We start from the raw sequence: 26,206 nt of genomic DNA, 5'->3' as shown, positions 1-26,206 counted from the left end.
CCAAAAGGGGCTTGTTCCAGATTCTAGGCCACCGGTGGTCAGTATCTTGCGATCCTGGCCACCGAGACTTCGAACGTACTTACCAGCTGGCTTTAACCAGACCTGGTACGTCACCACGCATTGCCGCTTCACGCAGTTTGTTACGGCCGAGGCCGAACTTGCGGTAAACGCCGTGTGGACGACCGGTCAGGCGGCAGCGGTTACGCATGCGCGAAGCGCTTGCGTCACGTGGCTGCTTCTGCAGAGCAACTGTAGCTTCCCAACGTGCTTCTGGACTTGCGTTCAGATCAACGATGATTGCTTTCAGTGCTGCACGCTTCTTGGCGTACTTGGCAACCGTGAGCTGACGCTTCAGCTCGCGGTTTTTCATGCTCATCTTGGCCATGGTCCTACTCCAATCAGTTGCGGAACGGGAATTTGAACGCACGCAGCAGAGCGCGGCCTTCATCATCGTTCTTGGCAGTGGTGGTCAGGGTGATGTCCAGACCGCGGAGAGCATCGATCTTGTCGTAGTCGATTTCCGGGAAGATGATCTGCTCTTTAACGCCCATGCTGTAGTTACCACGACCATCGAAGGACTTGGCATTCAGGCCGCGGAAGTCGCGGACCCGAGGCAGGGAGATCGACAGCAGACGATCCAGGAATTCGTACATACGCTCACGGCGCAGAGTCACTTTGACGCCGATCGGCCATCCTTCACGGACTTTAAAGCCAGCGATGGATTTACGAGCGTAGGTCACAACGACTTTTTGGCCGGTGATCTTTTCCAGGTCAGCAACAGCGTGCTCGATGACTTTTTTGTCGCCGATCGCTTCGCCCAGACCCATGTTCAGGGTGATTTTGGTAACGCGCGGAACTTCCATCACGTTCGAAAGCTTAAGTTCTTCCTTAAGTTTCGGTGCGATTTCCTTCCGGTAAATCTCTTTTAGTCGTGCCATGGTCTTCTACCTAGCAGTGTTCAAGCATCAACCGCTTTTTGGGTCGACTTGAAGACACGAATTTTCTTACCGTCTTCTACTTTGAAACCAACGCGGTCAGCCTTGTTGGTTTCGCCGTTGAAGATGGCGACGTTAGAAGCGTGCAGTGGCGCTTCTTTCTCGACGATACCGCCTTGTACGCCCGACATCGGGTTAGGCTTGGTATGACGCTTGACCAGGTTCAGACCACCAACGACCAGACGGTCATCAGCAAGAACCTTCAGCACCTTACCGCGCTTACCTTTGTCTTTGCCGGCGATCACGATGATCTCGTCGTCACGACGAATCTTTTGCATGTCGGATCTCCTTACAGCACTTCTGGGGCGAGCGAGACGATCTTCATGAACTTCTCAGTACGAAGTTCACGGGTCACTGGCCCAAAGATACGGGTGCCGATCGGCTCTTGCTTGTTGTTCAGAAGAACAGCAGCGTTGCCATCAAAGCGGATAATGGAGCCATCTGCACGGCGTACGCCGTGACGAGTGCGGACTACAACAGCAGTCATCACTTGGCCTTTTTTCACTTTACCGCGAGGAATTGCTTCCTTCACGGTAACTTTGATGATGTCACCGATACCAGCGTAACGACGATGGGAGCCACCCAGCACCTTGATGCACATAACGCGGCGTGCGCCGCTGTTATCGGCCACATCGAGCATGGATTGAGTCTGAATCATATAATTTCTCCGACCCCTAGTCCTTAGACTTCCACAGCGCGTTCGAGAACATCAACCAGGGCCCAAGACTTGGTCTTGGCCAACGGACGAGTTTCACGAATAGTGACTTTGTCGCCGATGTGGCACTGGTTGGTTTCGTCGTGCGCGTGCAGCTTAGTCGAACGCTTAACGTATTTACCGTAGATCGGGTGCTTAACGCGACGCTCGATCAAAACGGTGATGGTTTTGTCCATCTTGTCGCTGACAACACGGCCAGTCAGCGTACGGACAGTCTTTTCGGCTTCAGCCATGATCACTTACCTGCCTGCTGGTTGAGCACAGTCTTCACGCGAGCAATGTCACGCTTAACTTGCGAGAGCAGATGAGACTGCCCCAACTGGCCAGTTGCTTTCTGCATACGCAGATTGAACTGGTCGCGCAGCAGGCCGAGCAGTTGCTCGTTCAGCTGCTGTGCGGATTTTTCACGAAGTTCATTCGCTTTCATCACATCACCGTCCGTTTAACAAAGGAGGTGGCGAGCGGCAGCTTTGCAGCAGCCAGGGCGAAAGCCTCACGCGCCAGCTCTTCAGTAACACCCTCGATTTCATACAGGACTTTGCCTGGCTGAATCTGGGCAACCCAATATTCCACGTTACCCTTACCTTTACCCATCCGAACTTCGAGGGGCTTTTTGGAGATAGGCTTGTCCGGGAATACACGGATCCAGATCTTGCCGCCACGTTTAACGTGACGGGTCAGTGCACGACGCGCTGACTCGATCTGACGAGCGGTGAGACGACCACGAGCTACAGACTTCAGCGCATATTCGCCGAAGCTGACTTTGCTACCGCGCTGAGCCAGACCACGGTTGTGGCCTGTCATCTGCTTGCGGAACTTCGTACGCTTTGGTTGCAACATTTGGCGTACCCCTTACTTAGCAGCTTTTTTACGAGGCGCTGGTGCTTGTGGTTTCAGTTCTTCTTGGCGACCACCAATTACTTCGCCTTTGAAGATCCAAACCTTTACACCGATCACACCGTAGGTGGTGTGAGCTTCGTAGTTGGCATAGTCGATGTCGGCACGCAGGGTGTGCAGTGGCACACGACCTTCGCGATACCATTCAGTACGTGCGATTTCAGCACCGCCGAGACGACCGCTCACTTGGATTTTGATGCCTTTGGCACCAATGCGCATGGCGTTCTGTACTGCGCGCTTCATAGCGCGACGGAACATAACGCGACGCTCCAGCTGCTGAGCTACGCTCTGCGCAACCAGCATACCGTCGAGCTCCGGCTTGCGGATCTCTTCGATATTGATGTGCACAGGCACACCCATTTGCTTGGTCAGGTCCTGACGCAGTTTCTCAACATCTTCACCTTTCTTCCCGATAACGATACCTGGACGAGCGGTGTGGATGGTGATACGTGCAGTTTGAGCAGGACGATGGATATCGATACGGCTCACGGACGCGCTTTTTAGTTTGTCTTGGAGATACTCACGCACCTTCAGATCAGCGAACAAGTAGTCCGCATAAGTCCGACCGTCTGCGTACCAGACGGAGGTGTGCTCCTTGACGATTCCCAGGCGAATGCCAATGGGATGTACTTTCTGACCCATCTCTTCGACTCCGTTACTTGTCAGCAACCTTGACAGTGATATGGCAAGACCGCTTGACGATGCGATCAGCTCGGCCTTTGGCACGAGGCATGATGCGCTTCAGCGAACGCCCTTCGTTGACGAAAACGGTGCTGACCTTCAGGTCATCAACGTCTGCGCCTTCGTTGTGCTCGGCGTTGGCTACGGCCGACTCCAGCACTTTCTTGATGATCTCGGCGGCTTTCTTACTGCTGAAAGCCAACAGGTTGAGCGCTTCGCCCACCTTCTTCCCGCGGATCTGGTCGGCGACCAAGCGGGCTTTCTGGGCGGAGATTCGAGCGCCCGACAACTTAGCGGCTACTTCCATCGTTCCTTACCCCTTAACGCTTGGCTTTCTTGTCTGCCACGTGCCCACGATATGTGCGGGTACCGGCAAACTCGCCTAGTTTGTGGCCGACCATGTCTTCGTTCACGAGAACTGGAACATGTTGACGACCGTTATGCACTGCAATGGTCAGACCGACCATTTGTGGCAGGATCATCGAACGACGCGACCAGGTTTTCACCGGTTTGCGATCGTTCTTTTCCGCCGCCACTTCGATCTTCTTCAGTAGGTGAAGATCAATAAAAGGACCTTTTTTCAGAGAACGTGGCACTGTCGTATCCCTCTATTTACTTGCGACGACGGACGATCATTTTGTCGGTACGCTTATTACCACGAGTCTTCGCGCCCTTAGTCGGGAAGCCCCATGGCGATACCGGATGACGACCACCAGAGGTACGACCTTCACCACCACCGTGTGGGTGGTCAACCGGGTTCATGGCAACACCACGAACGGTTGGGCGAACGCCACGCCAGCGTTTGGCACCAGCTTTACCCAGCGAACGCAGGCTGTGCTCGGAGTTCGAGACTTCGCCCAGGGTCGCACGGCATTCAGCCAATACTTTACGCATTTCACCAGAGCGCAGACGCAGGGTCACGTAGACACCTTCACGAGCGATCAGCTGAGCCGAAGCACCAGCGGAACGAGCGATTTGCGCGCCTTTACCCGGCTTCAATTCGATGCCGTGTACGGTGCTACCAACTGGAATGTTGCGCAGTTGCAGAGCGTTGCCCGGCTTGATCGGTGCCAAAGCACCTGCGATCAGCTGGTCACCAGCACTCACGCCTTTAGGGGCGATGATGTAGCGACGCTCGCCATCTGCGTACAGCAGCAGAGCGATGTGAGCAGTACGGTTTGGATCGTATTCGATACGCTCGACAGTGGCAGCGATGCCATCTTTGTCGTTGCGACGGAAGTCGACCAGACGATAATGCTGCTTATGGCCACCACCGATGTGACGAGTGGTAATACGACCATTGTTGTTACGACCACCAGTCTTCGATTTCTTCTCGAGCAGCGGTGCGTGAGGAGCGCCTTTATGCAGCTCCTGGTTGACCACCTTGACCACAAAACGGCGGCCAGGGGAAGTCGGTTTGCATTTAACGATTGCCATGATGCACCCCTTCCTTACTCAGCACTGCTGCTGAAATCGAGATCTTGGCCTGGCTGAAGGGAGATAACTGCCTTCTTCCAGTCATTACGCTTGCCCAGACCGCGAGCAGTGCGCTTGCTCTTACCCAGAACATTCAGGGTAGTAACACGCTCTACTTTCACGCTGAACAGGCTTTCGACGGCCTTCTTGATTTCCAGCTTGGTTGCGTCAGTTGCAACCTTGAAAACGAACTGGCCTTTCTTGTCAGCCAGAACCGTAGCCTTTTCGGAAACGTGCGGGCCAAGCAGAACTTTAAATACGCGTTCCTGGTTCATCCCAGCAGCTCCTCGAATTTCTTCACGGCCGACACGGTGATCAACACCTTGTCGTATGCGATCAGACTAACTGGATCGGAACCTTGCACGTCACGTACATCAACGTGTGGCAGGTTGCGAGCAGCCAGGTACAGGTTCTGATCAACAGCTTCAGACACGATCAGGACGTCAGTCAGGCCCATGCCGTTCAGCTTGTTCAGCAGATCTTTGGTTTTCGGCGCTTCAACAGCGAAGTCCTGAACCACGACCAGACGATCAGTACGCACGAGTTCAGCAAGGATGGAGCGCAGTGCTGCGCGATACATCTTCTTGTTGAGCTTCTGGGTGTGATCCTGTGGACGTGCTGCGAAAGTGGTACCGCCGCCACGCCAGATTGGGCTACGGATAGTACCGGCACGAGCGCGGCCAGTACCTTTCTGACGCCAAGGGCGCTTACCGCCACCACGAACGTCGGAACGGGTCTTTTGCTGCTTGCTACCTTGACGGCCGCCGGCCATGTAGGCCACGACTGCTTGGTGAACCAGCGTCTCGTTGAATTCGCCGCCAAATGTCAGTTCGGAAACTTCGATCGCTTGAGCGTCATTTACGTTTAATTGCATGTCAGCTTCCCCTTAACCGCGAGCCTTGGCCGCTGGACGTACAACCAGGTTGCCGCCAGTAGCGCCAGGAACAGCACCCTTGACCAACAACAGATTGCGTTCAGCGTCGACGCGCACTACTTCGAGGGACTGCACGGTCACGCGCTCAGCGCCCATATGACCGGACATTTTTTTGCCCTTGAATACACGACCAGGAGTCTGGCACTGGCCAATAGAGCCCGGGACGCGGTGGGAAACGGAGTTACCGTGAGTGTTGTCTTGGCCACGGAAATTCCAACGCTTGATCGTACCCTGGAAGCCTTTACCCTTGGACTGACCGGTTACATCAACCAGTTGACCAGCGGCGAAGATTTCAGCGTTGATCAGATCGCCAGCCTGGTAGTCGCCGTCTTCAAGACGGAACTCCATGACAGTACGACCAGCTGCAACGTTTGCTTTAGCGAAGTGACCTGCTTGAGCAGCAGTCACACGCGAAGCACGACGCTCGCCGACAGTGACTTGCACTGCACGATAGCCATCGGTTTCTTCAGTTTTAAACTGGGTGACGCGATTCGGTTCGATCTCAATGACCGTGACCGGAATGGAGACACCTTCTTCGGTGAAAATACGGGTCATACCGCATTTACGACCGACTACACCAATAGTCATGTTGTAAACCTCATGAGTGTACGGGGCTTTCACCCGCTATGGCCGCCCATTTCAGAGCGTTACACGACTAAGACCCAAGTCTTAGCCGAGGCTGATCTGTACTTCCACACCGGCCGCCAGATCAAGCTTCATAAGTGCATCAACGGTTTTATCCGTTGGCAGGACGATGTCCAGCACGCGCTTATGAGTACGGATCTCGTACTGGTCACGCGCGTCTTTGTTGACGTGCGGGGAGACCAGAACGGTGAACCGCTCTTTACGGGTAGGCAGTGGAATTGGACCACGCACTTGAGCACCAGTACGTTTCGCGGTTTCCACGATTTCCTGGGTGGATTGGTCGATCAGTTTGTGGTCAAAAGCCTTCAACCTGATACGAATTTGCTGATTTGCCATTGGATTTCAGACTCCGGCTGCTATTCCCAGCGAGCGCAACACGCCCGTTAAAAGGAGGCGCAATTCTATAGACGCCCCATATGGGTGTCAACTCAATAAAAAAGCCCCCGCTGAGCGGGGGCTTTTTCAAGTCATCACTTATTAAGCGATGATTTTGGCTACGACGCCAGCGCCGACGGTACGACCGCCTTCACGGATAGCGAAACGCAGACCATCTTCCATTGCGATGGTTTTGATCAGGGTGACAACCATTTTGATGTTGTCGCCTGGCATTACCATTTCAACGCCTTCCGGCAGTTCGCAGTTACCGGTCACGTCAGTGGTCCGGAAGTAGAACTGTGGACGGTAGCCTTTGAAGAACGGAGTGTGACGACCGCCTTCTTCTTTGCTCAACACGTACACTTCAGCTTCGAAGGTAGTGTGCGGCTTAACCGAACCTGGCTTGACCAGAACCTGGCCACGCTCAACGTCGTCACGCTTGGTACCACGCAGCAGAACGCCGCAGTTCTCGCCTGCACGACCTTCGTCGAGCAGTTTACGGAACATTTCAACACCGGTGCAGGTGGTGACAGTAGTGTCACGCAGACCAACGATTTCCAGTGGATCTTGAACCTTAACGATACCGCGCTCGATACGACCAGTCACAACAGTACCACGACCGGAGATCGAGAATACGTCTTCGATTGGCATCAGGAACGGCTTGTCGATAACACGAACTGGATCTGGGATGTAGCTGTCCAGAGTCTCAACCAGTTTACGAACGGCAGTGGTGCCCATTTCGTTGTCGTCAAGACCGTCCAGAGCCATACGAGCAGAACCGATGATGATCGGAGTGTCGTCGCCTGGGAAGTCGTAAGTGCTCAGCAGATCGCGCACTTCCATCTCAACCAGTTCCAGCAGCTCAGCGTCGTCTACCAGGTCAGCCTTGTTCAGGAAAACCACGATGTACGGAACGCCTACCTGACGGGACAGCAGGATGTGCTCACGGGTTTGTGGCATCGGACCATCAGCGGCCGAGCAAACCAGGATCGCGCCGTCCATCTGGGCAGCACCGGTGATCATGTTCTTCACATAGTCAGCGTGACCTGGGCAGTCAACGTGAGCGTAGTGACGGATCAGCGAGTTGTATTCAACGTGCGCGGTGTTGATGGTGATACCACGAGCTTTTTCTTCTGGTGCGCTGTCGATCTTGTCGAAGTCAACACGAGCCGAACCGAAAACTTCGGAGCAGACGCGAGTCAGAGCAGCGGTCAGAGTGGTTTTACCGTGGTCAACGTGGCCGATAGTGCCAACGTTTACGTGCGGTAGGGAACGATCAAATTTTTCTTTAGCCACGACAATTAACTCCTTGCCTAAAGGACTGAATCAGCCTTGTTTTTTGGATACAGTTTCAGCGATGTGCGCCGGAGCTGTGTTGTATTTTTTGAATTCCATAGAGTAGCTTGCGCGACCCTGAGACATGGAACGAACGTCGGTCGCATAACCGAACATCTCGCCCAACGGAACCTCGGCACGAATCACTTTGCCGGAAACCGTATCTTCCATACCCAAGATCATGCCGCGACGACGGTTAAGGTCGCCCATCACGTCACCCATGTAGTCTTCAGGCGTAACGACTTCTACTGCCATGATTGGCTCAAGCAACTCACCACCGCCCTTCTGGGCCAGTTGCTTGGTAGCCATGGAAGCAGCCACCTTAAACGCCATCTCGTTGGAGTCGACGTCGTGGTAAGAACCGTCAAAAACGGTCGCCTTCAGGCCGATGAGCGGATAGCCGGCAACAACACCGTTCTTCATCTGCTCTTCGATACCCTTCTGGATAGCCGGGATGTATTCCTTAGGAACAACACCGCCCACTACTTCGTTCACGAATTGCAGACCTTCCTGACCTTCATCAGCAGGAGCAAAACGGATCCAGCAATGGCCGAACTGGCCACGACCGCCGGACTGACGAACGAATTTGCCTTCGATTTCGCAGTTCTTCGTGATGCGCTCACGATAGGAAACCTGAGGCTTACCGATGTTGGCTTCGACGTTGAACTCACGGCGCATCCGGTCAACCAGGATGTCCAGGTGAAGCTCGCCCATGCCGGAGATGATCGTTTGACCAGTCTCTTCATCAGTCTTGACGCGGAAAGATGGATCTTCCTGAGCAAGCTTGCCCAGAGCGATACCCATTTTTTCCTGGTCATCCTTGGTCTTAGGCTCAACGGCAACCGAAATAACCGGCTCCGGGAAGTCCATGCGAACCAGGATGATTGGCTTGGCAGCGTCGCACAAGGTCTCACCAGTGGTGACGTCCTTCATGCCGATCAGGGCCGCGATGTCACCAGCGCGTACTTCCTTGATCTCTTCACGGGCGTTTGCGTGCATTTGCACCATACGACCCACACGCTCTTTCTTGCCTTTAACCGAGTTGATCACGCCGTCGCCGGAGGCCAACACGCCCGAGTAAACGCGGACGAAGGTCAAAGTACCCACGAATGGGTCAGTAGCGATCTTGAACGCCAGAGCCGAGAACGGCTCGCTGTCATCGGCGTGACGCTCCATCTCTTCTTCCTCGTTATCAGGGTTGGTACCCTTGATAGCAGGAATGTCGGTTGGAGCAGGCAGGTAGTCGATAACGGCGTCGAGAACCAGGGGAACACCCTTGTTCTTGAAGGAAGAACCGCAAACAGCCAGAACGATCTCACCAGCGATAGTACGCTGACGCAGAGCGGCCTTGATTTCCACGTTGGTGAGTTCTTCACCTTCGAGGTACTTGTTCATCAGCTCTTCGCTGGCTTCGGCAGCAGCCTCAACCATGTTGTTACGCCACTCGTCAGCCAGCTCCTGCAGCTCTGCAGGGATAGGCTTACGAACAGGAACCATGCCTTTGTCAGCGTCATTCCAGTAAACAGCTTCCATGTTGATCAGATCGATCTGACCCTGGAAGTTGTCTTCGGAACCGATAGCCAACTGGATTGGCACCGGAGTATGACCCAGACGCTGTTTGATCTGACCGATCACGCGCAGGAAGTTGGCACCAGCACGGTCCATCTTGTTTACGTAAACAAGACGTGGAACGCCGTACTTGTTGGCCTGACGCCATACGGTTTCCGACTGAGGCTCAACACCCGAAGTACCGCAGAACACAACGACAGCGCCGTCGAGTACACGCAGGGAACGCTCAACTTCAATGGTGAAGTCTACGTGGCCCGGGGTATCGATTACGTTGAAGCGGTGCTCGTCCTTGTACTGCTTCTCGGAACCTTTCCAGAAGGCGGTAATAGCAGCAGAAGTAATGGTAATACCACGCTCCTGCTCCTGAACCATCCAGTCTGTGGTCGCGGCGCCGTCATGCACCTCGCCCATTTTGTGACTTTTGCCGGTGTAAAACAGTACGCGCTCGGTGGTGGTGGTTTTACCAGCATCCACGTGAGCAACGATACCGATGTTACGGTAGCGGCTAATCGGAGTAGTACGAGCCATAAAGCCCTCGCAAAATTAGTGAAGCTAGAATTAGAAGCGGTAGTGCGAGAAAGCTTTGTTGGCTTCAGCCATACGGTGCACGTCTTCACGCTTCTTAACAGCAGCACCTTTACCTTCAGCAGCGTCCAACAGTTCGCCAGCCAAACGCAGGGCCATAGACTTCTCGCCGCGCTTACGGGCGAAGTCTACCAACCAGCGCATTGCCAAAGCGTTACGACGGGACGGGCGAACTTCAACCGGAACCTGGTAAGTAGCACCGCCTACACGGCGCGACTTCACTTCGACCAGCGGAGCGATGGCGTCGAGAGCTTTCTCGAAGATTTCCAGGGGGTCGCTGTTCTTGCGTTCTTTAACCTTTTCCAGCGCGCCATAAACGATACGCTCGGCAACGGCTTTCTTGCCGCTTTCCATTACGTGGTTCATGAACTTGGCCAGGATTTGGCTTCCGTATTTTGGATCGTCAAGCACTTCGCGCTTGGCTGCTACGCGTCTTCTTGGCATGGATAAGCCCTCAAACGGTCTTCAGGTTCGCTCGGAATCGGTGCCCTTTCGGGACGCCTCCGACCTTACTCTTATCGACTCAGAAAATAAGATGATTCAGTTTTACAAAAAGCCGCTACTACTTAGGCTTCTTGGTACCGTACTTCGAACGACCCTGGTTACGACCTTTAACGCCGGAAGTATCCAAGGAGCCGCGTACGGTGTGGTAACGAACACCTGGCAAGTCTTTTACACGACCGCCGCGGATCAGTACCACGCTGTGCTCTTGCAGGTTGTGACCTTCACCGCCGATGTACGAGGAAACCTCGAAACCGTTGGTCAGGCGCACACGGCATACTTTACGCAGTGCCGAGTTAGGTTTTTTCGGCGTAGTGGTATACACGCGAGTGCATACGCCACGACGTTGCGGGCAGTTCTGCAGCGCAGGCACGTCGGATTTCTCGACGATACGCTTACGCGGCTGACGTACCAGCTGGTTGATAGTTGCCATCTACTAGCTCCACTGTTGTCTTGCGACGCTATTGTCTTGCAAGAAAAGCAAAATGGCAGGAACGAATTCCCGCCAAATTTAGGGGTACAAGAGTCTAAAGAGGATCTTGTCCCCAGTCAAGGCAAGGCCCCGACCTCCCCTTCCATCGAACCGGGACAAATCTGTCTCGATCCGACGAACGGGGCTGCCAGGGCCCGGTCTTATTTACCGCAGAACTCAGTTACCGCTTGAGTTCAGCGCTTCGGTCAGTGCAGCTTCCACTTCACTGGCGCTTACGCGCAACGGCTTGTCGAGTTCACGGCGACGCTTACGCTCGCTGTGGTAGGCCAAACCGGTACCGGCCGGGATCAGACGACCCACAACCACGTTTTCTTTCAGGCCGCGCAGGTAATCGCGCTTGCCGGTTACCGCTGCTTCGGTCAGTACGCGAGTGGTCTCCTGGAAGGAGGCCGCCGAGATGAACGACTCAGTGGACAACGACGCCTTGGTGATACCCAGCAACACACGAGTGAACTTGGAAACGAATTTCTCGTCGTTCGCCAGGCGCTCGTTCTCTACCAGTACGTGAGTCAGTTCCATCTGGTCGCCCTTGATGAAACTCGAATCGCCGGATTCAGCGATTTCAACTTTACGCAGCATCTGACGCAGGATGGTCTCGATGTGCTTATCGTTGATCTTCACGCCTTGCAGACGGTAAACGTCCTGGATCTCGTTAACGATGTACTTGGCCAGCGCACTCACACCCAGCAGACGCAGGATGTCGTGTGGATCGCTCGGGCCGTCGGAGATAACTTCGCCGCGGTTTACCTGTTCGCCTTCGAAAACGTTCAGGTGACGCCACTTCGGAATCAGCTCTTCGTACGGATCGCTACCGTCGTTCGGGGTGATAACCAGGCGGCGCTTGCCCTTGGTCTCTTTACCGAACGCGATGGTGCCGCTGACTTCAGCCAGAATCGACGCTTCTTTCGGACGACGAGCTTCGAACAAGTCGGCAACACGCGGCAGACCACCGGTGATGTCACGGGTCTTCGAAGTTTCTTGCGGGATACGAGCGATAACATCACCGATCGCGATCTTCGCACCATCCGCAACACCGACCAGGGCGTTGGCTGGCAGGAAGTACTGAGCGATAACGTCAGTGCCTGGCAGCAACAGATCCTTGCCGTTGTCATCAACCATCTTCACGGCAGGACGGATATCTTTGCCTGCAGCTGGACGGTCTTTGGCGTCGAGTACTTCAATGTTGGTCATACCGGTCAATTCGTCAGTCTGACGCTTGATCGTGATGCCTTCTTCCATGCCCACGTAGGTCACGGTACCTTTCATTTCGGTAACGATTGGGTGAGTGTGCGGATCCCACTTGGCCACGATTGCGCCAGCGTCGACCTTGTCACCTTCTTTAACCGAAATCACAGCACCGTACGGCAGCTTGTAACGCTCGCGCTCACGACCGTAGTCATCAGCGATTGCCAGCTCACCGGAACGGGACACAGCAACCAGGTGGCCATCCACTCGCTCAACGTGCTTCAGGTTGTGCAGACGGACGGTACCGCCATTCTTCACCTGAACGCTGTCGGCTGCGGAGGTCCGGCTTGCCGCACCACCGATGTGGAACGTACGCATGGTCAGCTGGGTACCCGGCTCACCGATGGACTGGGCAGCGATAACGCCGACCGCTTCACCGATGTTCACCTGGTGACCACGAGCCAAGTCACGGCCGTAGCACTTGGCACAAATGCCGTAGCGGGTTTCGCAGCTGATCGGCGAGCGAACAATCACTTCGTCGATGCTGTTGAGTTCGATGAACTCGACCCACTTCTCGTCTACCAGGGTGCCGGCAGGAACGATGACTTCCTCGGTACCTGGCTTGAATACGTCACGGGCGATTACTCGACCCAGTACGCGCTCACCCAACGGCTCTACAACGTCGCCGCCTTCGATGTGCGGAGTCATCAGCAGACCGTGTTCGGTGCCGCAGTCAACTTCAGTCACAACCAAGTCTTGCGCAACGTCTACCAGACGACGAGTCAGGTAACCGGAGTTAGCGGTTTTCAACGCGGTATCCGCCAGACCTTTACGAGCACCGTGAGTCGAGATGAAGTACTGAAGTACGCTCAAACCTTCACGGAAGTTCGCAGTAATCGGCGTTTCGATGATGGAACCGTCCGGCTTGGCCATCAGGCCACGCATACCGGCGAGCTGACGGATCTGCGCAGCAGAACCCCGTGCGCCCGAGTCGGCCATCATGTACATCGAGTTGAACGACTCTTGATCGACTTCCACGCCATGACGGTCGATAACACGCTCTTTCGAGAGGTTCGACATCATCGCCTTCGACACTTCGTCGTTGGCCTTGGACCAAAGGTCGATCACTTTGTTGTACTTCTCGCCCTGGGTTACCAGGCCGGAGGCGTACTGGCTTTCGATCTCTTTCACTTCATCGGTGGCAGCACCGATGATGGCGGCTTTCTCGTCCGGGATAACGAAGTCGTTAACACCGATGGAAACGCCGGAAATGGTCGAATAAGCAAAACCGGTGTACATCAACTGGTCAGCGAAGATAACGGTCTCTTTCAAACCAACCACGCGGTAGCACTGGTTGATCAGCTTGGAGATCGCCTTTTTCTTCATTGGCTGGTTGACCACGTCGTACGACAGGCCAGGCGGAACAACCTGGAACAGCAGCGCACGGCCGACAGTGGTGTCGACAATACGGGTGTTCTTGACGCTGCCACCGTCACGATCGTTGATAGTTTCGTGGATGCGGACTTTAACCTTGGCGTGCAGTGCGGCTTCGCCGGCACGGAACACACGGTCAACTTCCTGCAGATCCGCGAACACACGACCTTCGCCCTTGGCGTTGATCGCTTCACGAGTCATGTAGTACAGACCCAATACAACGTCCTGCGACGGAACGATGATTGGCTCACCGTTGGCTGGCGACAGAATGTTGTTGGTCGACATCATCAACGCACGCGCTTCCAGCTGGGCTTCCAGCGTCAGCGGTACGTGCACGGCCATTTGGTCGCCGTCGAAGTCGGCGTTGTACGCAGCACAGACCAGCGGGTGCAGCTGGATAGCCTTACCTTCGATCAGTACTGGTTCAAACGCCTGGATACCCAGACGGTGAAGGGTCGGTGCACGGTTGAGGAGAACCGGGTGTTCACGGATCACTTCAGCGAGAACGTCCCAAACCTCTGGCAGCTCGCGCTCGACCATTTTCTTGGCAGCTTTGATGGTGGTCGCGAGACCACGCATTTCCAGCTTGCCGAAAATGAACGGCTTGAACAGCTCGAGAGCCATCTTCTTCGGCAGACCGCACTGGTGCAGACGCAGGGTCGGGCCTACGGTAATTACCGAACGACCGGAGTAGTCAACACGCTTACCGAGCAAGTTCTGACGGAAACGACCCTGCTTACCCTTGATCATGTCAGCCAGGGATTTCAGAGGACGCTTGTTCGAACCGGTGATAGCGCGGCCACGACGACCGTTGTCGAGCAGGGCATCGACAGCTTCCTGCAACATACGCTTTTCGTTGCGCACGATGATGTCCGGAGCGGACAGGTCGAGCAGACGCTTCAAGCGGTTGTTACGGTTGATCACGCGACGGTACAGGTCGTTGAGGTCGGAAGTCGCGAAGCGACCACCATCCAACGGTACCAGCGGACGCAGGTCTGGCGGCAGAACCGGCAGAACGGTCAGCACCATCCACTCTGGCAAGTTGCCGGAACCCTGGAAGGCTTCCATCAACTTCAGACGCTTGGACAGTTTCTTGATCTTGGTTTCGGAGTTGGTTTGCGGAATTTCTTCACGCAGACGGCCAATCTCGTGTTCCAGGTCGATAGCGTGCAGCAGTTCGCGGACAGCTTCGGCACCCATGCGGGCATCGAAATCGTCGCCGAACTCTTCCAGCGCTTCGAAATACTGCTCGTCGTTCAGCAGCTGACCCTTTTCAAGGGTGGTCATGCCTGGATCGATAACGACATAGCTCTCGAAGTAGAGAACGCGTTCGATATCACGCAGGGTCATGTCCATCAGCAAGCCGATACGGGACGGCAGTGATTTCAGGAACCAGATGTGGGCAACCGGCGAAGCCAGCTCGATGTGCGCCATGCGCTCACGACGAACCTTGGCCAGTGCAACTTCAACGCCGCACTTCTCGCAGATCACACCACGGTGCTTCAAGCGCTTGTACTTACCGCACAGGCACTCGTAATCCTTTACCGGGCCAAAGATCTTGGCGCAGAACAGGCCGTCACGCTCTGGTTTGAACGTACGGTAGTTGATGGTTTCCGGCTTTTTAACTTCACCGAACGACCACGAACGGATCATCTCAGGCGATGCCAACCCAATACGGATGGCGTCGAACTCTTCGACTTGACCCTGGTTTTTCAGCAAATTCAGTAGGTCTTTCAAGGCCTTTCCTCCTGGCGGAGCAGAGAGCGGGCTAAACAGCCCCGCTCTCGATTCGCGTCACGTGTTATTCGGTTTCCAGATCGATATCGATGCCGAGGGAACGAATTTCTTTGATCAACACGTTGAAAGACTCGGGCATGCCCGGCTCCATACGGTGATCGCCGTCCACGATGTTTTTGTACATCTTGGTCCGACCGTTCACATCGTCCGACTTCACTGTGAGCATTTCTTGCAGAGTGTAAGCAGCACCGTATGCTTCCAGTGCCCAGACCTCCATCTCCCCGAAACGCTGACCACCGAACTGAGCCTTACCACCCAGCGGCTGCTGGGTAACCAGGCTGTACGAACCGGTAGAACGAGCGTGCATCTTGTCGTCTACCAAGTGGTTCAGCTTCAGCATGTACATGTAGCCAACAGTAACCGGGCGCTCAAACTTGTTGCCGGTACGGCCGTCGAACAGCTGCATCTGGCCGCTTTCTGGCAGGTCTGCCAGTTTCAGCATGGCCTTGATTTCGCTTTCCTTGGCACCGTCGAACACCGGGGTAGCCATTGGAACGCCGCCGCGCAGGTTCTTCGCCAGATCCAGGATTTCCTGGTCGGAGAAGGTGTCCAGCTCTTCGTTGCGACCGCCGATCTCGTTGTAGATCTCGTGCAGGAACTTACGCAGGTCTGCGACCTTGCGCTGCTCTTCGATCATACGGTTGATCTTCTCGCCCAGACCTTTGGCCGCGAGGCCCAGGTGGGTTTCAAGGATCTGACCAACGTTCATACGCGAAGGTACGCCCAACGGGTTGAGGACGACGTCTACCGGGGTGCCATTGGCATCGTGCGGCATGTCTTCAACCGGCATGATCACGGAGACCACACCTTTGTTACCGTGACGACCGGCCATCTTGTCGCCCGGCTGGATGCGGCGACGGATTGCCAGGTAAACCTTGACGATTTTCAGCACGCCTGGAGCCAGGTCATCGCCCTGCTGCAGTTTGCGCTTCTTGTCTTCGAACTTGTCGTCCAGCAGACGGCGACGATCGACGATGTAGGCCTGGGCCTTCTCGAGCTGCTCGTTCAGAGCATCTTCAGCCATGCGCAGTTTGAACCACTGCCCGTGCTCAAGACCGTCGAGTACTTCGTCGGTGATGTCCTGACCTTTCTTCAGACCTGCGCCGCCTTCAGCCTTGTGGCCTACCAGGGCGGAACGCAGACGTTCGAAGGTCGCGCCTTCAACGATACGGAACTCTTCGTTCAGATCCTTGCGGATCTCGTCGAGTTGGGTCTTCTCGATGGACAGCGCACGAGCATCACGCTCAACGCCGTCACGGGTGAAGACCTGTACGTCGATGACAGTGCCCTTGGTACCGGTAGGTACACGCAGGGAAGTGTCTTTAACGTCGCTGGCTTTTTCACCGAAGATGGCACGCAACAGCTTCTCTTCCGGAGTCAGTTGGGTCTCGCCTTTCGGAGTGACCTTACCTACCAGAATGTCGCCTGCGCCAACTTCAGCACCTACGTAAACGATACCGGCTTCGTCCAGCTTGTTCAGTGCAGCTTCACCCACGTTCGGGATGTCTGCAGTGATTTCCTCTGGCCCAAGCTTGGTGTCACGCGCCACACAGGTCAGTTCCTGAATGTGGATCGTGGTGAAGCGATCTTCCTGAACCACACGCTCGGACAGGCAGATGGAGTCTTCGAAGTTGTAACCGTTCCAGGCCATGAACGCGATGCGCATGTTCTGACCCAGTGCCAGCTCACCCATATCGGTGGACGGACCGTCTGCCATGATGTCGCTGCGCTGAACCCGATCACCCTTGCTGACCAGCGGACGCTGGTTGATGCAGGTGTTCTGGTTGGAGCGGGTGTATTTGGTCAGGTTGTAGATGTCGACACCGGCTTCGCCAGTTTCAACTTCGTCATCGGCAACACGAACCACGATACGGCTGGCATCAACGGAGTCGATCACGCCGCCACGACGAGCCACGACGCAAACGCCGGAGTCACGGGCTACGTTACGCTCCATGCCGGTACCTACCAGCGGCTTGTCAGCGCGCAGGGTCGGTACAGCTTGACGCTGCATGTTGGAACCCATCAACGCACGGTTGGCGTCATCGTGTTCCAGGAACGGGATCAGCGACGCTGCAACCGAAACTACCTGCTTCGGCGATACGTCCATCAAGGTGACGTCTTCCGGCGCCTTGACGGTGAACTCGTTCAAGTGACGAACAGCTACCAGCTCGTCGATCAGCATTTTCTTGTCGTTCATCGTGGCCGAAGCCTGAGCGATCACGTGATCAGCTTCTTCGATGGCGGACAGGAACACAATCTCGTCGGTGACCAGTGCGTCTTTCACCACGCGGTACGGGCTCTCGAGGAAGCCGTACTGGTTGGTGCGCGCATAGGCAGCCAGGGAGTTGATCAGGCCGATGTTCGGACCTTCCGGCGTTTCAATCGGGCATACACGACCGTAGTGAGTCGGGTGTACGTCACGGACTTCAAAGCCTGCACGCTCACGAGTCAGACCGCCCGGGCCCAGTGCGGAAACACGGCGCTTGTGGGTGATCTCGGAGAGCGGGTTGTTCTGGTCCATGAACTGCGAGAGCTGGCTGGAACCGAAGAACTCTTTCACCGCCGCAGCCACTGGCTTGGCGTTGATCAGGTCTTGCGGCATCAGGCCTTCGCTTTCGGCCATCGACAGACGCTCTTTGACCGCACGCTCAACACGTACCAGGCCAACGCGGAACTGGTTCTCGGCCATTTCGCCTACGCAGCGAACACGACGGTTACCCAGGTGGTCGATGTCATCGACGATGCCTTTGCCGTTACGGATGTCGACCAGGGTCTTCAGTACCGCGACGATGTCTTCCTTGCACAGCACGCCCGAACCTTCGATCTCGGTACGACCGATACGACGGTTGAACTTCATCCGGCCGACCGCAGACAGGTCATAGCGCTCAGGGCTGAAGAACAGGTTGTTGAACAGGGTCTCGGCAGCGTCTTTGGTTGGTGGCTCGCCAGGACGCATCATGCGATAGATCTCGACCAGCGCTTCCAATTGGTTGCTGGTGGAGTCGATCTTCAGGGTGTCGGAGACGAACGGGCCGCAGTCGATGTCATTGGTGTACAGGGTCTCGATGCGAACAACCTGGGACTTGGCGATTTTCGCCAGGATCTCGGTGTTCAGCTCGGTGTTGCATTCAGCCAGGATTTCGCCGGTGGCCGGGTGCACGATGACCTTGGCGGTGGTGCGACCCAGGACGTAGTCCAGAGGCACTTCCAGCGTCTTGATACCGGCTTTTTCGATCTGGTTGATGTGGCGCGCGGTAATACGACGGCCGGCTTCAACGATGACCTTGCCTTTGTCGTCCTGGATGTCCAGAACGGCAATCTCACCACGCAGGCGCTGAGGCACCAACTCCAGGCTGAGGGTTTCGCCGCTCAGGTGGAATACGTTAGTGGTGTAGAAAGCGTCCAGCACTTGCTCAGTGGTATAGCCGAGCGCGCGCAGCAGTACTGAGGCCGGCAGCTTGCGACGACGGTCGATACGCACGAACACGCAGTCTTTCGGGTCGAACTCGAAGTCCAACCACGAACCGCGGTACGGAATGATCCGCGCGGAGTACAGGAGCTTGCCGGAGCTGTGCGTCTTGCCGCGGTCGTGGTCAAAGAACACGCCCGGGGAACGGTGCAGCTGGGAAACGATAACGCGCTCGGTACCGTTGATAACGAAGGTACCGTTCTCAGTCATCAGGGGGATTTCACCCATGTAGACTTCTTGCTCTTTGATGTCCTTGATCGCTTTGTTCGACGACTCTTTGTCGAAGATGATCAGACGGACTTTTACCCGCAAAGGTACGGCGTACGTAACACCGCGCAACACGCATTCTTTGACATCAAATGCCGGTTCGCCCAGGCGATAACCGACGTACTCCAGCGCAGCATTGCCGGAGTAGCTGATGATCGGGAAAACGGATTTGAAGGCCGCATGCAGGCCCACGTCGCGGAACTGATCTTTGGTCGCTCCCGCCTGCAAGAATTCACGATACGAATCCAGCTGGATAGCCAGAAGGTACGGGACATCCATGACGTCCGGCAACTTGCTAAAGTCCTTGCGGATACGTTTTTTCTCAGTATATGAGTAAGCCATCAGCGTTCCCCAGCTTGGTCACCTGCTTGTTTGGCCCCTCCCGACGGGAGCAGCCAGAAAATCTTGCAAACCCCATGGTTTGCGCCACCGCATCGGGTGGTTACAGCGCGTTATAGGCGACGACCGAGTCGATTGCCAATAACGGAAAAAGGCCGGTGGCAAGAGCCACCAGCCATCAGCCTTCAGCTTAACGCTTGGGCTGGAGACGCAAGGTCGATGCTTACTTCAGCTCGACTTTAGCGCCTGCTTCTTCCAGCACTGCTTTAGCTTTGTCAGCTGCGTCTTTCGACACTGCTTCCAGAACCTGGGCAGGGGCGCCGTCAACTACTGCCTTGGCTTCTTTCAGGCCCAGACCGGTCAGTTCACGTACTGCCTTGATCACGTTTACTTTCTTCTCGCCAGCTTCCAGCAGCATGACGTTGAATTCGGTTTGCTCTTCAGCAGCAACAGCGGCAACAGCTGGGCCAGCCGAAGCAGCGGCAGCGGAAACACCGAATTTTTCTTCGAAAGCTTTGATCAGCTCAACAACCTGCAGAACCGACATTTCAGCTACGGCGTTGAGGATATCGTCTTGGGAGATAGACATTGCTGTAATTCCTGAATTGGGGGACGGCCTACGCGGCCATCGAAATAAACAAAAATACGCGAGAGGAGATGCTCAGCCTTAGGCTGCGGCAGCTTCTTTTTGCTCGCGAACTGCGGCCAGAGTACGAGCCAACTTGCTGGTAGCGCCTTGAATCACGCTCATCAGCTGAGAAATAGCTTCGTTACGGGTCGGCAGTGTTGCCAGTACGTCGATTTGGTTAGCTGCGAGGAACTTGCCCTCGAACGCAGCTGCCTTGATCTCGAACTTATCCTGACCCTTGGCGAATTCCTTGAACAAACGGGCAGCAGCGCCAGGATGTTCCTTGGAGAACGCAATCAGGGTCGGGCCAGTGAACACGTCGTTGAGGACACTGTATTCAGTGTCAGCAACAGCGCGCTTGAGCAGGGTGTTACGTACAACACGTACGTATACGCCAGCTTCACGAGCCTCTTTACGGAGTCCGGTCATAGCGCTTACTGTCACACCACGGGCATCAGCCACGACAGCGGACAGAGCAGCTTTGGCAGCCTCGTTGACTTCAGCGACGATGGCCTTCTTGTCTTCGAGATTAATTGCCACGGGTTTAACTCCTGCTTGTTACCGTTTCATCTGGCCTGGGCCGGATGTCGTTTTGGTGTCTGATTCGGTAAGGAACCGGGAGCACCATCTGCGTAGGCTTGTGGTTTAAGACTTGCGTCGCCTACGGTCTTGGATAGCCCCCGCCAGGCAGGGACCCCAATCTTTCAATTGGCGCAATTACTTGCGCCAATTTGTGTCTTATACGTCCAGCGAGCCTTGGTCGATGACCAGACCTGGGCCCATAGTGGTGCTCAGGGTAACGCGCTTGACGTAGATACCTTTCGAGGAAGCTGGCTTGATACGCTTCAGATCAGCGATCAGGGCTTCAACGTTTTCCTTCAGCTTGACGGCATCAAAGCCGACTTTGCCAACGGAGGTGTGAATGATGCCGTTTTTGTCGGTGCGATAACGAACCTGACCAGCCTTGGCGTTTTTAACCGCGGTAGCTACGTCTGGAGTCACGGTGCCGACTTTAGGGTTAGGCATCAGACCACGTGGACCAAGGATCTGACCCAGCTGACCTACAACGCGCATTGCATCCGGGGAAGCAATTACGACGTCATAGTTCAGGTCGCCGCCTTTCATTTCGGCAGCCAGGTCGTCCATGCCAACGCGATCGGCGCCGGCGGCCAGAGCAGCTTCAGCTGCTGGGCCTTGGGTGAAGACAGCTACACGTACGGTCTTGCCAGTACCGTGTGGCAGCACAGTAGCGCTACGAACGACCTGGTCGGATTTACGTGGGTCAACGCCCAGGTTTACAGCAACGTCAACAGACTCGCTGAACTTGACAGTCGACAGCTCGGTCAGCAGAGCAGCAGCGTCTACAAAATTGTAGGACTTGCCCGCTTCGATTTTGCCGGCGATAGCCTTTTGGCGCTTGGTCAGCTTAGCCATTACACACCCTCCACGTTAAGGCCCATGCTACGAGCAGAACCGGCGATGGTACGCACGGCTGCATCCATATCAGCTGCAGTCAGATCCGCGTTTTTGGTTTTCGCGATTTCTTCCAGCTGAGCACGGGTCACGGTGCCAACCTTAACGGTGTTAGGACGAGCGGAACCGCTAGTCAGACCAGCAGCTTTCTTCAACAGAACCGAAGCCGGGGTCGACTTGGTTTCGAAGGTGAAGCTACGGTCGCTGTATACAGTGATGATCACTGGAGTCGGCAGACCTGGCTCAATACCCTGAGTACGGGCGTTGAAGGCCTTGCAGAATTCCATGATGTTCACGCCGTGCTGACCCAGAGCTGGACCAACAGGTGGGCTTGGGTTGGCCTGAGCGGCCTTCACTTGCAGCTTGATGTAAGCGGTAATCTTCTTGGCCATGAGGCACTCCAATTACGGGTTCGAACGCCTCGAAAGGCTCCCCGGTTACTTGCGCGTTTATCCCAGTGACGACAAAACCCCACAGCCTAAGGCTGCGGGGTTGGGATGCTTGCTCAGCTAGACTTTTTCGACCTGGCTGAACTCTAGCTCTACCGGAGTAGAGCGACCGAAAATGAGCACTGCCACTTGGATCCGGCTCTTTTCGTAGTTAACTTCTTCGACGGTGCCGTTAAAATCAGCGAACGGACCATCTGTGACACGAACAACCTCACCCGGCTCGAACAACGTCTTCGGCTTGGGCTTGTCGCTACCATCAGCAACGCGACGCAGAATTGCTTCTGCTTCTTTGTCAGTGATCGGAGCAGGCTTATCAGCGGTACCGCCGATGAAACCCATGACGCGAGGAGTGTCCTTGACCAAGTGCCAAGTACCCTCATTCATATCCATTTGAACCAGCACGTAGCCAGGGAAGAACTTACGTTCGCTTTTGCGTTTCTGGCCATTACGCATTTCAACCACTTCTTCAGTGGGAACCAGAATTTCGCCGAAGCCATCTTCCATGCCTGCCAGCTTTACGCGCTCTAGCAAAGAGCGCATGACATGCTTCTCGTAACCCGAGTAAGCATGCACAACGTACCAACGCTTAGCCACGGGACACCCTTAGCCAACAATCAAGGAAACAAGCCAGCCGAGCAGGGAATCAAGCCCCCACAACAGCAACGCCATAACCAGAACAACAGCTACCACGATCAACGTGGTCTGCGTGGTTTCTTGGCGAGTCGGCCAAACGACTTTACGGATCTCGGTACGAGCTTCCTTCACCAGGACCGCAAACGACTTGCCTTTTGCAGTCTGCAGGCCAACAAAGGCAGCAACAGCAGCAAGGGCGAGCAATGCGAGGACACGGTACAGGATTGGCGACCCAGAGTAGTACTGGTTGCCAACAACGCCTACAACCACAACAGCGACTACTACAAGCCACTTGAGCAGATCGAAGCGAGAGCCTTGAGCTTCAGCCTTAGGAGTCATCTATGAAGATCCTGTGAAAAGAAAGCCAGACACACCAAGTGAATCTGGCAGGTCAGGAGGGAATCGAACCCCCAACCTACGGTTTTGGAGACCGTCGCTCTGCCAATTGAGCTACTGACCTAAAACAAAATCAGGCCGACAATTATGCCGATCTGAAAAAGACTTTACAACAACAAACCCCTGCAGACCTGAAACCCACCCAAACAAAACAGCGAGAGAGGGCATATTCAACCGGAGGTAGCTGTTAAAACAAAGGCAGATATTTTCATATCTGCCTTGTTATATGGAGCTCTTGAGCGGATTTGAACCGCTGACCTCACCCTTACCAAGGGTGTGCTCTACCAACTGAGCTACAAGAGCGAAACAACTTGCACAACCTGCAAACTTGGAGCGGGTAGCGGGAATCGAACCCGCATCATCAGCTTGGAAGGCTGAGGTTCTACCACTAAACTATACCCGCGGAGCTTGCAGCTCACGCTAAAATGGTGGAGGGGGAAGGATTCGAACCTTCGAAGTCGTAGACGTCAGATTTACAGTCTGATCCCTTTGGCCGCTCGGGAACCCCTCCTAAGCGAGCCGGCATTCTACATCATGCCAGCCTTCTGTCAAGCATTTTCTCATTAAAAAATATGAGGTTAGCTGCGTTGACCTTCACTTCACCGTGTCGACCTAGAAGGTCTTCACTGCGAAGCGGGCGCCATTCTATGCAAACTATTCGAAGGTTGCAATGCCTTCGCACGGCATTATTTTATGTTTTAACTCATTGAATTCATTAGCAAGGTTTTCAAAGGGCAGATCATCGGCCAGACGCCTGCTTTCAGGGGCCACTCGCAGCCAGTATCCCGACGCATCAGGCAGGTTCAGAGACTGCAGCCTGACCTTGATATCCAGGCTGGTGAGGCGCTGCTCAACGGACTGAGCCTCTTTCTGATCAGGCAAACCGCCGATATACAAGCACGTCGCCTGCGCATCAGGCGCTTTTGCCCTGTCTCGCCGAACCATCGCATCAGCCGATTCGCTCAACAGGCGGATATCTTGCTGAGAACCACGATAGAGAGCCAAAGGCGTGACATCTTTAGCGCGCAGAGGGGCCTCCTGCTGATGCCAGATGTAATAGAAGACATTGAGGACCAGCAAAAGCAGAAACAGCCAACGCATAAAAACCTCAGGACAAAGGGCACGCCATCGCCAAGCCAACAAAAACCAGATCAGGGACAAGCCTACCGTGAGGCACAGCGTCAGCCACGAGCTCAGCATCCCCACCGGTAAGGAAGACGGTAAAATCGCTCCCCCAATAGCTTCGAGCCAACTCCAGCTGGGTCAACACAAAGCCCCTCAGCATGAGCGTACAGCCGCGCTCTACCGCCTCCACAGTTGTGCGCCCTGGAGACAGTGCCTCAAGAGCCCGTTCAGCGGCGATATCGTCATAGCGTATTTTGCGGGTATGTGTTCGAAGCTGATTACGCATCAGCGGCATCCCCGGACAAATGAAACCGCCGAGATGCTCACCGTCTGCGGAAATGAAGTCTGCTGTTGCGGCGGTGCCAAAATCGAGCACCAGGCACGCGCCCGACGCCAGCTGAAACCCACCCAGCATCGCGAGCCAACGATCCAGTCCCAGGCGCTCGAAATCTTCGTACCCGTTCCGCACCCCACCCATCTGCCTCGCCGAAGCAGCACACAGCACCTTGACGCCAAATGCCTCGACCAGGGTAGCGACCAGTTGACTTGTCTCATCCGAAGCGCGAACACTCACCAGCCGGCAGTCTTTTAACGCGAGCCCCGTGAGCGCGAACAAGCTGTCGATCAGCGAGGCATCCGACCCAACGACACCTTCGGCAAAGATACGAGCCTTATCCGACTCAAGTACCCGCCATTTGATAAAGCTATTCCCACAGTCGAGCTCAAGAATCATCACGCAACCTCAGGCTTAGCTCACCACCGCTATATACTTTCTCAACACCATCCACGCTCAACCGCAATGCACCTTGCCCATCGACCCCCAGCACCACGCCGTCAATCTGGTTCACGCCCGCGATGAGCGATACAGGCCGGCCCTGCCATAAATGGCTTTGCTCCCACTCACCCTGGATTGCCGAAAATCCAGATGCCTGGTGACGCTCAAGATAAGCCTGCAGCTGCACTCCAAGACGCGCTACCAGGTAGTTGCGATCAACAGCACTGCCGCTCTCCAACTGTACGGAGCTCCATTGCTGATCGACCTCATCCGCCTTCTGCATGTTCACGTTGATGCCGATACCAATAACGACGTGACAGACGTCAGCGGGATCCCCGACCAGTTCCAGGAGAATTCCGGCGATTTTTTTCTGCCCGACCAAAACGTCATTTGGCCACTTCAATCCTGCACCACGAACACCCGCGTCGCGCAGCGCCTGCATAACTGCAAGTCCGACCACCAGGCTTAGCCCTTCCAACTGACGCATGCCGCCTTCGATCCGCATCACAAGGCTGTAGTAGACGTTTTGAGCGAAAGGACTGACCCACTTTCGTCCGCGCCTTCCCCTGCCTGCAGTTTGCTGCTCTGAAAGCACAAGAAATGGCGCAGTGCGACCCGATTCAATCAGCCGCAATGCCTCGGCATTGGTAGAGTCAATGGAGTCAGAGATATGAACAGGCCATGCAGGAACAGGTACATGCCGAGCTATTTCATCGGCACTTAACAGTATCAGGGGCGCAGCCAACTGATACCCCCTGCCGCGCACTTTATGGATAGGTAGACCCAATTCCGCCTCGAGATGCTGAAGCTGCTTCCATACAGCACTGCGACTGACACCCAAGGCAGCACCGAGCGCCTCCCCGGAGTGGAATCGACCATCTTTTAGAAGTTTCAACAACGTCAGCATGCAGGTCTCGCCTCACAATGAGGCACGCATGATAGCCATGCATTAGGCCATTGCATAGAAAGGCAGGACGTTAGCATTGAAGATGCTTGAAATTCGACCGCCCAAATTTTCCGACCGCGCAAAACAAA

Annotated in this window: 30 protein-coding genes and 4 tRNA genes; all 34 read right to left on the bottom strand. The window is 55.2% G+C overall.

What is annotated here, in order from left to right; genetic code table 11:
• Window positions 1-79: 79 nt before the first annotated feature.
• Entirely contained in the window at window positions 80-385 is a 306-nt protein-coding gene (gene rpsN, locus HX815_RS23550; protein WP_003176414.1) for a 30S ribosomal protein S14, read from the bottom strand.
• A 13-nt stretch (window positions 386-398) separates the two neighbouring features.
• Window positions 399-938 carry a 50S ribosomal protein L5 gene (gene rplE / locus HX815_RS23545; protein WP_003210069.1) on the bottom strand — a complete coding sequence of 180 codons (540 nt, stop codon included), beginning with the start codon at window positions 936-938 and terminating at the stop codon, window positions 399-401.
• 20 nt (window positions 939-958) lie between these two features.
• On the bottom strand, window positions 959-1,273 hold the full coding sequence (rplX, locus tag HX815_RS23540; protein ID WP_007896770.1) for a 50S ribosomal protein L24: 315 nt from the start codon (window positions 1,271-1,273) through the stop codon (window positions 959-961).
• A gap of 11 nt (window positions 1,274-1,284) precedes the next feature.
• Window positions 1,285-1,653 (bottom strand): 50S ribosomal protein L14, encoded by a 369-nt coding sequence (gene rplN / locus HX815_RS23535; RefSeq protein ID WP_002555479.1) that lies wholly within the window; start codon window positions 1,651-1,653, stop codon window positions 1,285-1,287.
• A gap of 23 nt (window positions 1,654-1,676) precedes the next feature.
• Window positions 1,677-1,943 (bottom strand): 30S ribosomal protein S17, encoded by a 267-nt coding sequence (rpsQ, locus tag HX815_RS23530; RefSeq protein WP_003176419.1) that lies wholly within the window; start codon window positions 1,941-1,943, stop codon window positions 1,677-1,679.
• 2 nt (window positions 1,944-1,945) lie between these two features.
• A complete protein-coding gene (gene rpmC, locus HX815_RS23525) occupies window positions 1,946-2,137 on the bottom strand; it encodes a 50S ribosomal protein L29 (RefSeq protein WP_002555481.1) in 192 nt (63 codons plus the stop codon).
• Window positions 2,137-2,550 (bottom strand): 50S ribosomal protein L16, encoded by a 414-nt coding sequence (rplP, locus tag HX815_RS23520; RefSeq protein WP_003210075.1) that lies wholly within the window; start codon window positions 2,548-2,550, stop codon window positions 2,137-2,139. The genes rpmC and rplP overlap by 1 nt, the downstream gene beginning before the upstream one ends.
• Before the next feature lie 12 nt (window positions 2,551-2,562).
• A complete protein-coding gene (gene rpsC, locus HX815_RS23515; RefSeq protein ID WP_003176422.1) occupies window positions 2,563-3,249 on the bottom strand; it encodes a 30S ribosomal protein S3 in 687 nt (228 codons plus the stop codon).
• 13 nt (window positions 3,250-3,262) lie between these two features.
• Window positions 3,263-3,595, bottom strand: a complete 333-nt coding sequence (rplV, locus tag HX815_RS23510; protein ID WP_003210077.1) for a 50S ribosomal protein L22 — start codon at window positions 3,593-3,595, stop codon at window positions 3,263-3,265.
• 13 nt (window positions 3,596-3,608) lie between these two features.
• Window positions 3,609-3,884: a 30S ribosomal protein S19 gene (gene rpsS, locus HX815_RS23505; protein ID WP_002555486.1), complete on the bottom strand. Its 276-nt coding sequence runs from the start codon at window positions 3,882-3,884 to the stop codon at window positions 3,609-3,611.
• Window positions 3,885-3,900: 16 nt separating this feature from the next.
• On the bottom strand, window positions 3,901-4,725 hold the full coding sequence (gene rplB / locus HX815_RS23500) for a 50S ribosomal protein L2 (protein WP_003210080.1): 825 nt from the start codon (window positions 4,723-4,725) through the stop codon (window positions 3,901-3,903).
• A gap of 14 nt (window positions 4,726-4,739) precedes the next feature.
• Window positions 4,740-5,039: a 50S ribosomal protein L23 gene (gene rplW / locus HX815_RS23495; RefSeq protein ID WP_002555488.1), complete on the bottom strand. Its 300-nt coding sequence runs from the start codon at window positions 5,037-5,039 to the stop codon at window positions 4,740-4,742.
• The gene (rplD, locus tag HX815_RS23490) at window positions 5,036-5,638 is read right to left on the bottom strand and encodes a 50S ribosomal protein L4 (protein ID WP_003210082.1); all 603 of its coding nucleotides are present in this window, start codon (window positions 5,636-5,638) and stop codon (window positions 5,036-5,038) included. Before rplD ends, rplW begins: the two co-directional genes overlap by 4 nt.
• A 12-nt stretch (window positions 5,639-5,650) precedes the next feature.
• Window positions 5,651-6,286, bottom strand: coding sequence for a 50S ribosomal protein L3 (gene rplC / locus HX815_RS23485; RefSeq protein ID WP_003194649.1), 636 nt, complete (start codon window positions 6,284-6,286; stop codon window positions 5,651-5,653).
• Between the two features lie 81 nt (window positions 6,287-6,367).
• Window positions 6,368-6,679 (bottom strand): 30S ribosomal protein S10, encoded by a 312-nt coding sequence (gene rpsJ / locus HX815_RS23480; protein WP_003210084.1) that lies wholly within the window; start codon window positions 6,677-6,679, stop codon window positions 6,368-6,370.
• A gap of 141 nt (window positions 6,680-6,820) precedes the next feature.
• Window positions 6,821-8,014: an elongation factor Tu gene (tuf, locus tag HX815_RS23475; protein ID WP_003210085.1), complete on the bottom strand. Its 1,194-nt coding sequence runs from the start codon at window positions 8,012-8,014 to the stop codon at window positions 6,821-6,823.
• Window positions 8,015-8,044: 30 nt separating this feature from the next.
• Window positions 8,045-10,150: an elongation factor G gene (gene fusA, locus HX815_RS23470; protein ID WP_003210087.1), complete on the bottom strand. Its 2,106-nt coding sequence runs from the start codon at window positions 10,148-10,150 to the stop codon at window positions 8,045-8,047.
• A 30-nt stretch (window positions 10,151-10,180) separates the two neighbouring features.
• Entirely contained in the window at window positions 10,181-10,651 is a 471-nt protein-coding gene (gene rpsG, locus HX815_RS23465; protein ID WP_002555493.1) for a 30S ribosomal protein S7, read from the bottom strand.
• A 118-nt stretch (window positions 10,652-10,769) separates the two neighbouring features.
• Entirely contained in the window at window positions 10,770-11,141 is a 372-nt protein-coding gene (rpsL, locus tag HX815_RS23460; RefSeq protein WP_002555494.1) for a 30S ribosomal protein S12, read from the bottom strand.
• A gap of 216 nt (window positions 11,142-11,357) precedes the next feature.
• Window positions 11,358-15,557 carry a DNA-directed RNA polymerase subunit beta' gene (gene rpoC, locus HX815_RS23455; RefSeq protein ID WP_003210090.1) on the bottom strand — a complete coding sequence of 1,400 codons (4,200 nt, stop codon included), beginning with the start codon at window positions 15,555-15,557 and terminating at the stop codon, window positions 11,358-11,360.
• 64 nt (window positions 15,558-15,621) lie between these two features.
• Window positions 15,622-19,695: a DNA-directed RNA polymerase subunit beta gene (rpoB, locus tag HX815_RS23450; protein ID WP_008436421.1), complete on the bottom strand. Its 4,074-nt coding sequence runs from the start codon at window positions 19,693-19,695 to the stop codon at window positions 15,622-15,624.
• Window positions 19,696-19,915: 220 nt separating this feature from the next.
• A complete protein-coding gene (gene rplL / locus HX815_RS23445) occupies window positions 19,916-20,281 on the bottom strand; it encodes a 50S ribosomal protein L7/L12 (RefSeq protein ID WP_003210093.1) in 366 nt (121 codons plus the stop codon).
• 78 nt (window positions 20,282-20,359) lie between these two features.
• A complete protein-coding gene (rplJ, locus tag HX815_RS23440; protein WP_003210095.1) occupies window positions 20,360-20,860 on the bottom strand; it encodes a 50S ribosomal protein L10 in 501 nt (166 codons plus the stop codon).
• Between the two features lie 198 nt (window positions 20,861-21,058).
• Window positions 21,059-21,754: a 50S ribosomal protein L1 gene (gene rplA / locus HX815_RS23435; RefSeq protein ID WP_003176434.1), complete on the bottom strand. Its 696-nt coding sequence runs from the start codon at window positions 21,752-21,754 to the stop codon at window positions 21,059-21,061.
• Complete coding sequence (gene rplK, locus HX815_RS23430) at window positions 21,754-22,185, bottom strand: 50S ribosomal protein L11 (protein ID WP_003210097.1); 432 nt, start codon at window positions 22,183-22,185, stop codon at window positions 21,754-21,756. The genes rplA and rplK overlap by 1 nt, the downstream gene beginning before the upstream one ends.
• A 117-nt stretch (window positions 22,186-22,302) precedes the next feature.
• On the bottom strand, window positions 22,303-22,836 hold the full coding sequence (gene nusG, locus HX815_RS23425; RefSeq protein WP_003176436.1) for a transcription termination/antitermination protein NusG: 534 nt from the start codon (window positions 22,834-22,836) through the stop codon (window positions 22,303-22,305).
• A gap of 9 nt (window positions 22,837-22,845) precedes the next feature.
• A complete protein-coding gene (gene secE, locus HX815_RS23420) occupies window positions 22,846-23,214 on the bottom strand; it encodes a preprotein translocase subunit SecE (RefSeq protein ID WP_003210099.1) in 369 nt (122 codons plus the stop codon).
• 45 nt (window positions 23,215-23,259) lie between these two features.
• A tRNA-Trp gene (locus HX815_RS23415) sits at window positions 23,260-23,335 on the bottom strand.
• Window positions 23,336-23,498: 163 nt separating this feature from the next.
• Window positions 23,499-23,574 (bottom strand) — tRNA-Thr (locus HX815_RS23410).
• 26 nt (window positions 23,575-23,600) lie between these two features.
• Window positions 23,601-23,674: transfer RNA gene (locus HX815_RS23405), tRNA-Gly, on the bottom strand.
• A 23-nt stretch (window positions 23,675-23,697) separates the two neighbouring features.
• Window positions 23,698-23,782, bottom strand: a tRNA-Tyr gene (locus tag HX815_RS23400).
• Between the two features lie 143 nt (window positions 23,783-23,925).
• Window positions 23,926-24,372, bottom strand: a complete 447-nt coding sequence (locus tag HX815_RS23395; RefSeq protein ID WP_087692334.1) for a hypothetical protein — start codon at window positions 24,370-24,372, stop codon at window positions 23,926-23,928.
• Between the two features lie 7 nt (window positions 24,373-24,379).
• Entirely contained in the window at window positions 24,380-25,129 is a 750-nt protein-coding gene (locus HX815_RS23390) for a pantothenate kinase (RefSeq protein ID WP_087692333.1), read from the bottom strand.
• Window positions 25,119-26,078 (bottom strand): bifunctional biotin--[acetyl-CoA-carboxylase] ligase/biotin operon repressor BirA, encoded by a 960-nt coding sequence (gene birA, locus HX815_RS23385; protein WP_003210105.1) that lies wholly within the window; start codon window positions 26,076-26,078, stop codon window positions 25,119-25,121. The genes HX815_RS23390 and birA overlap by 11 nt, the downstream gene beginning before the upstream one ends.
• Between the last annotated feature and the right edge of the window lie 128 nt (window positions 26,079-26,206).

Origin of the sequence: Pseudomonas sp. E6002 (genome assembly GCF_013385565.1) — a bacterium.
In the GTDB taxonomy this organism is placed as follows: domain Bacteria; phylum Pseudomonadota; class Gammaproteobacteria; order Pseudomonadales; family Pseudomonadaceae; genus Aquipseudomonas.
Note: the sequence above shows the minus strand (reverse complement) of the source record. Positions and strands in the feature narration are given on the sequence as shown.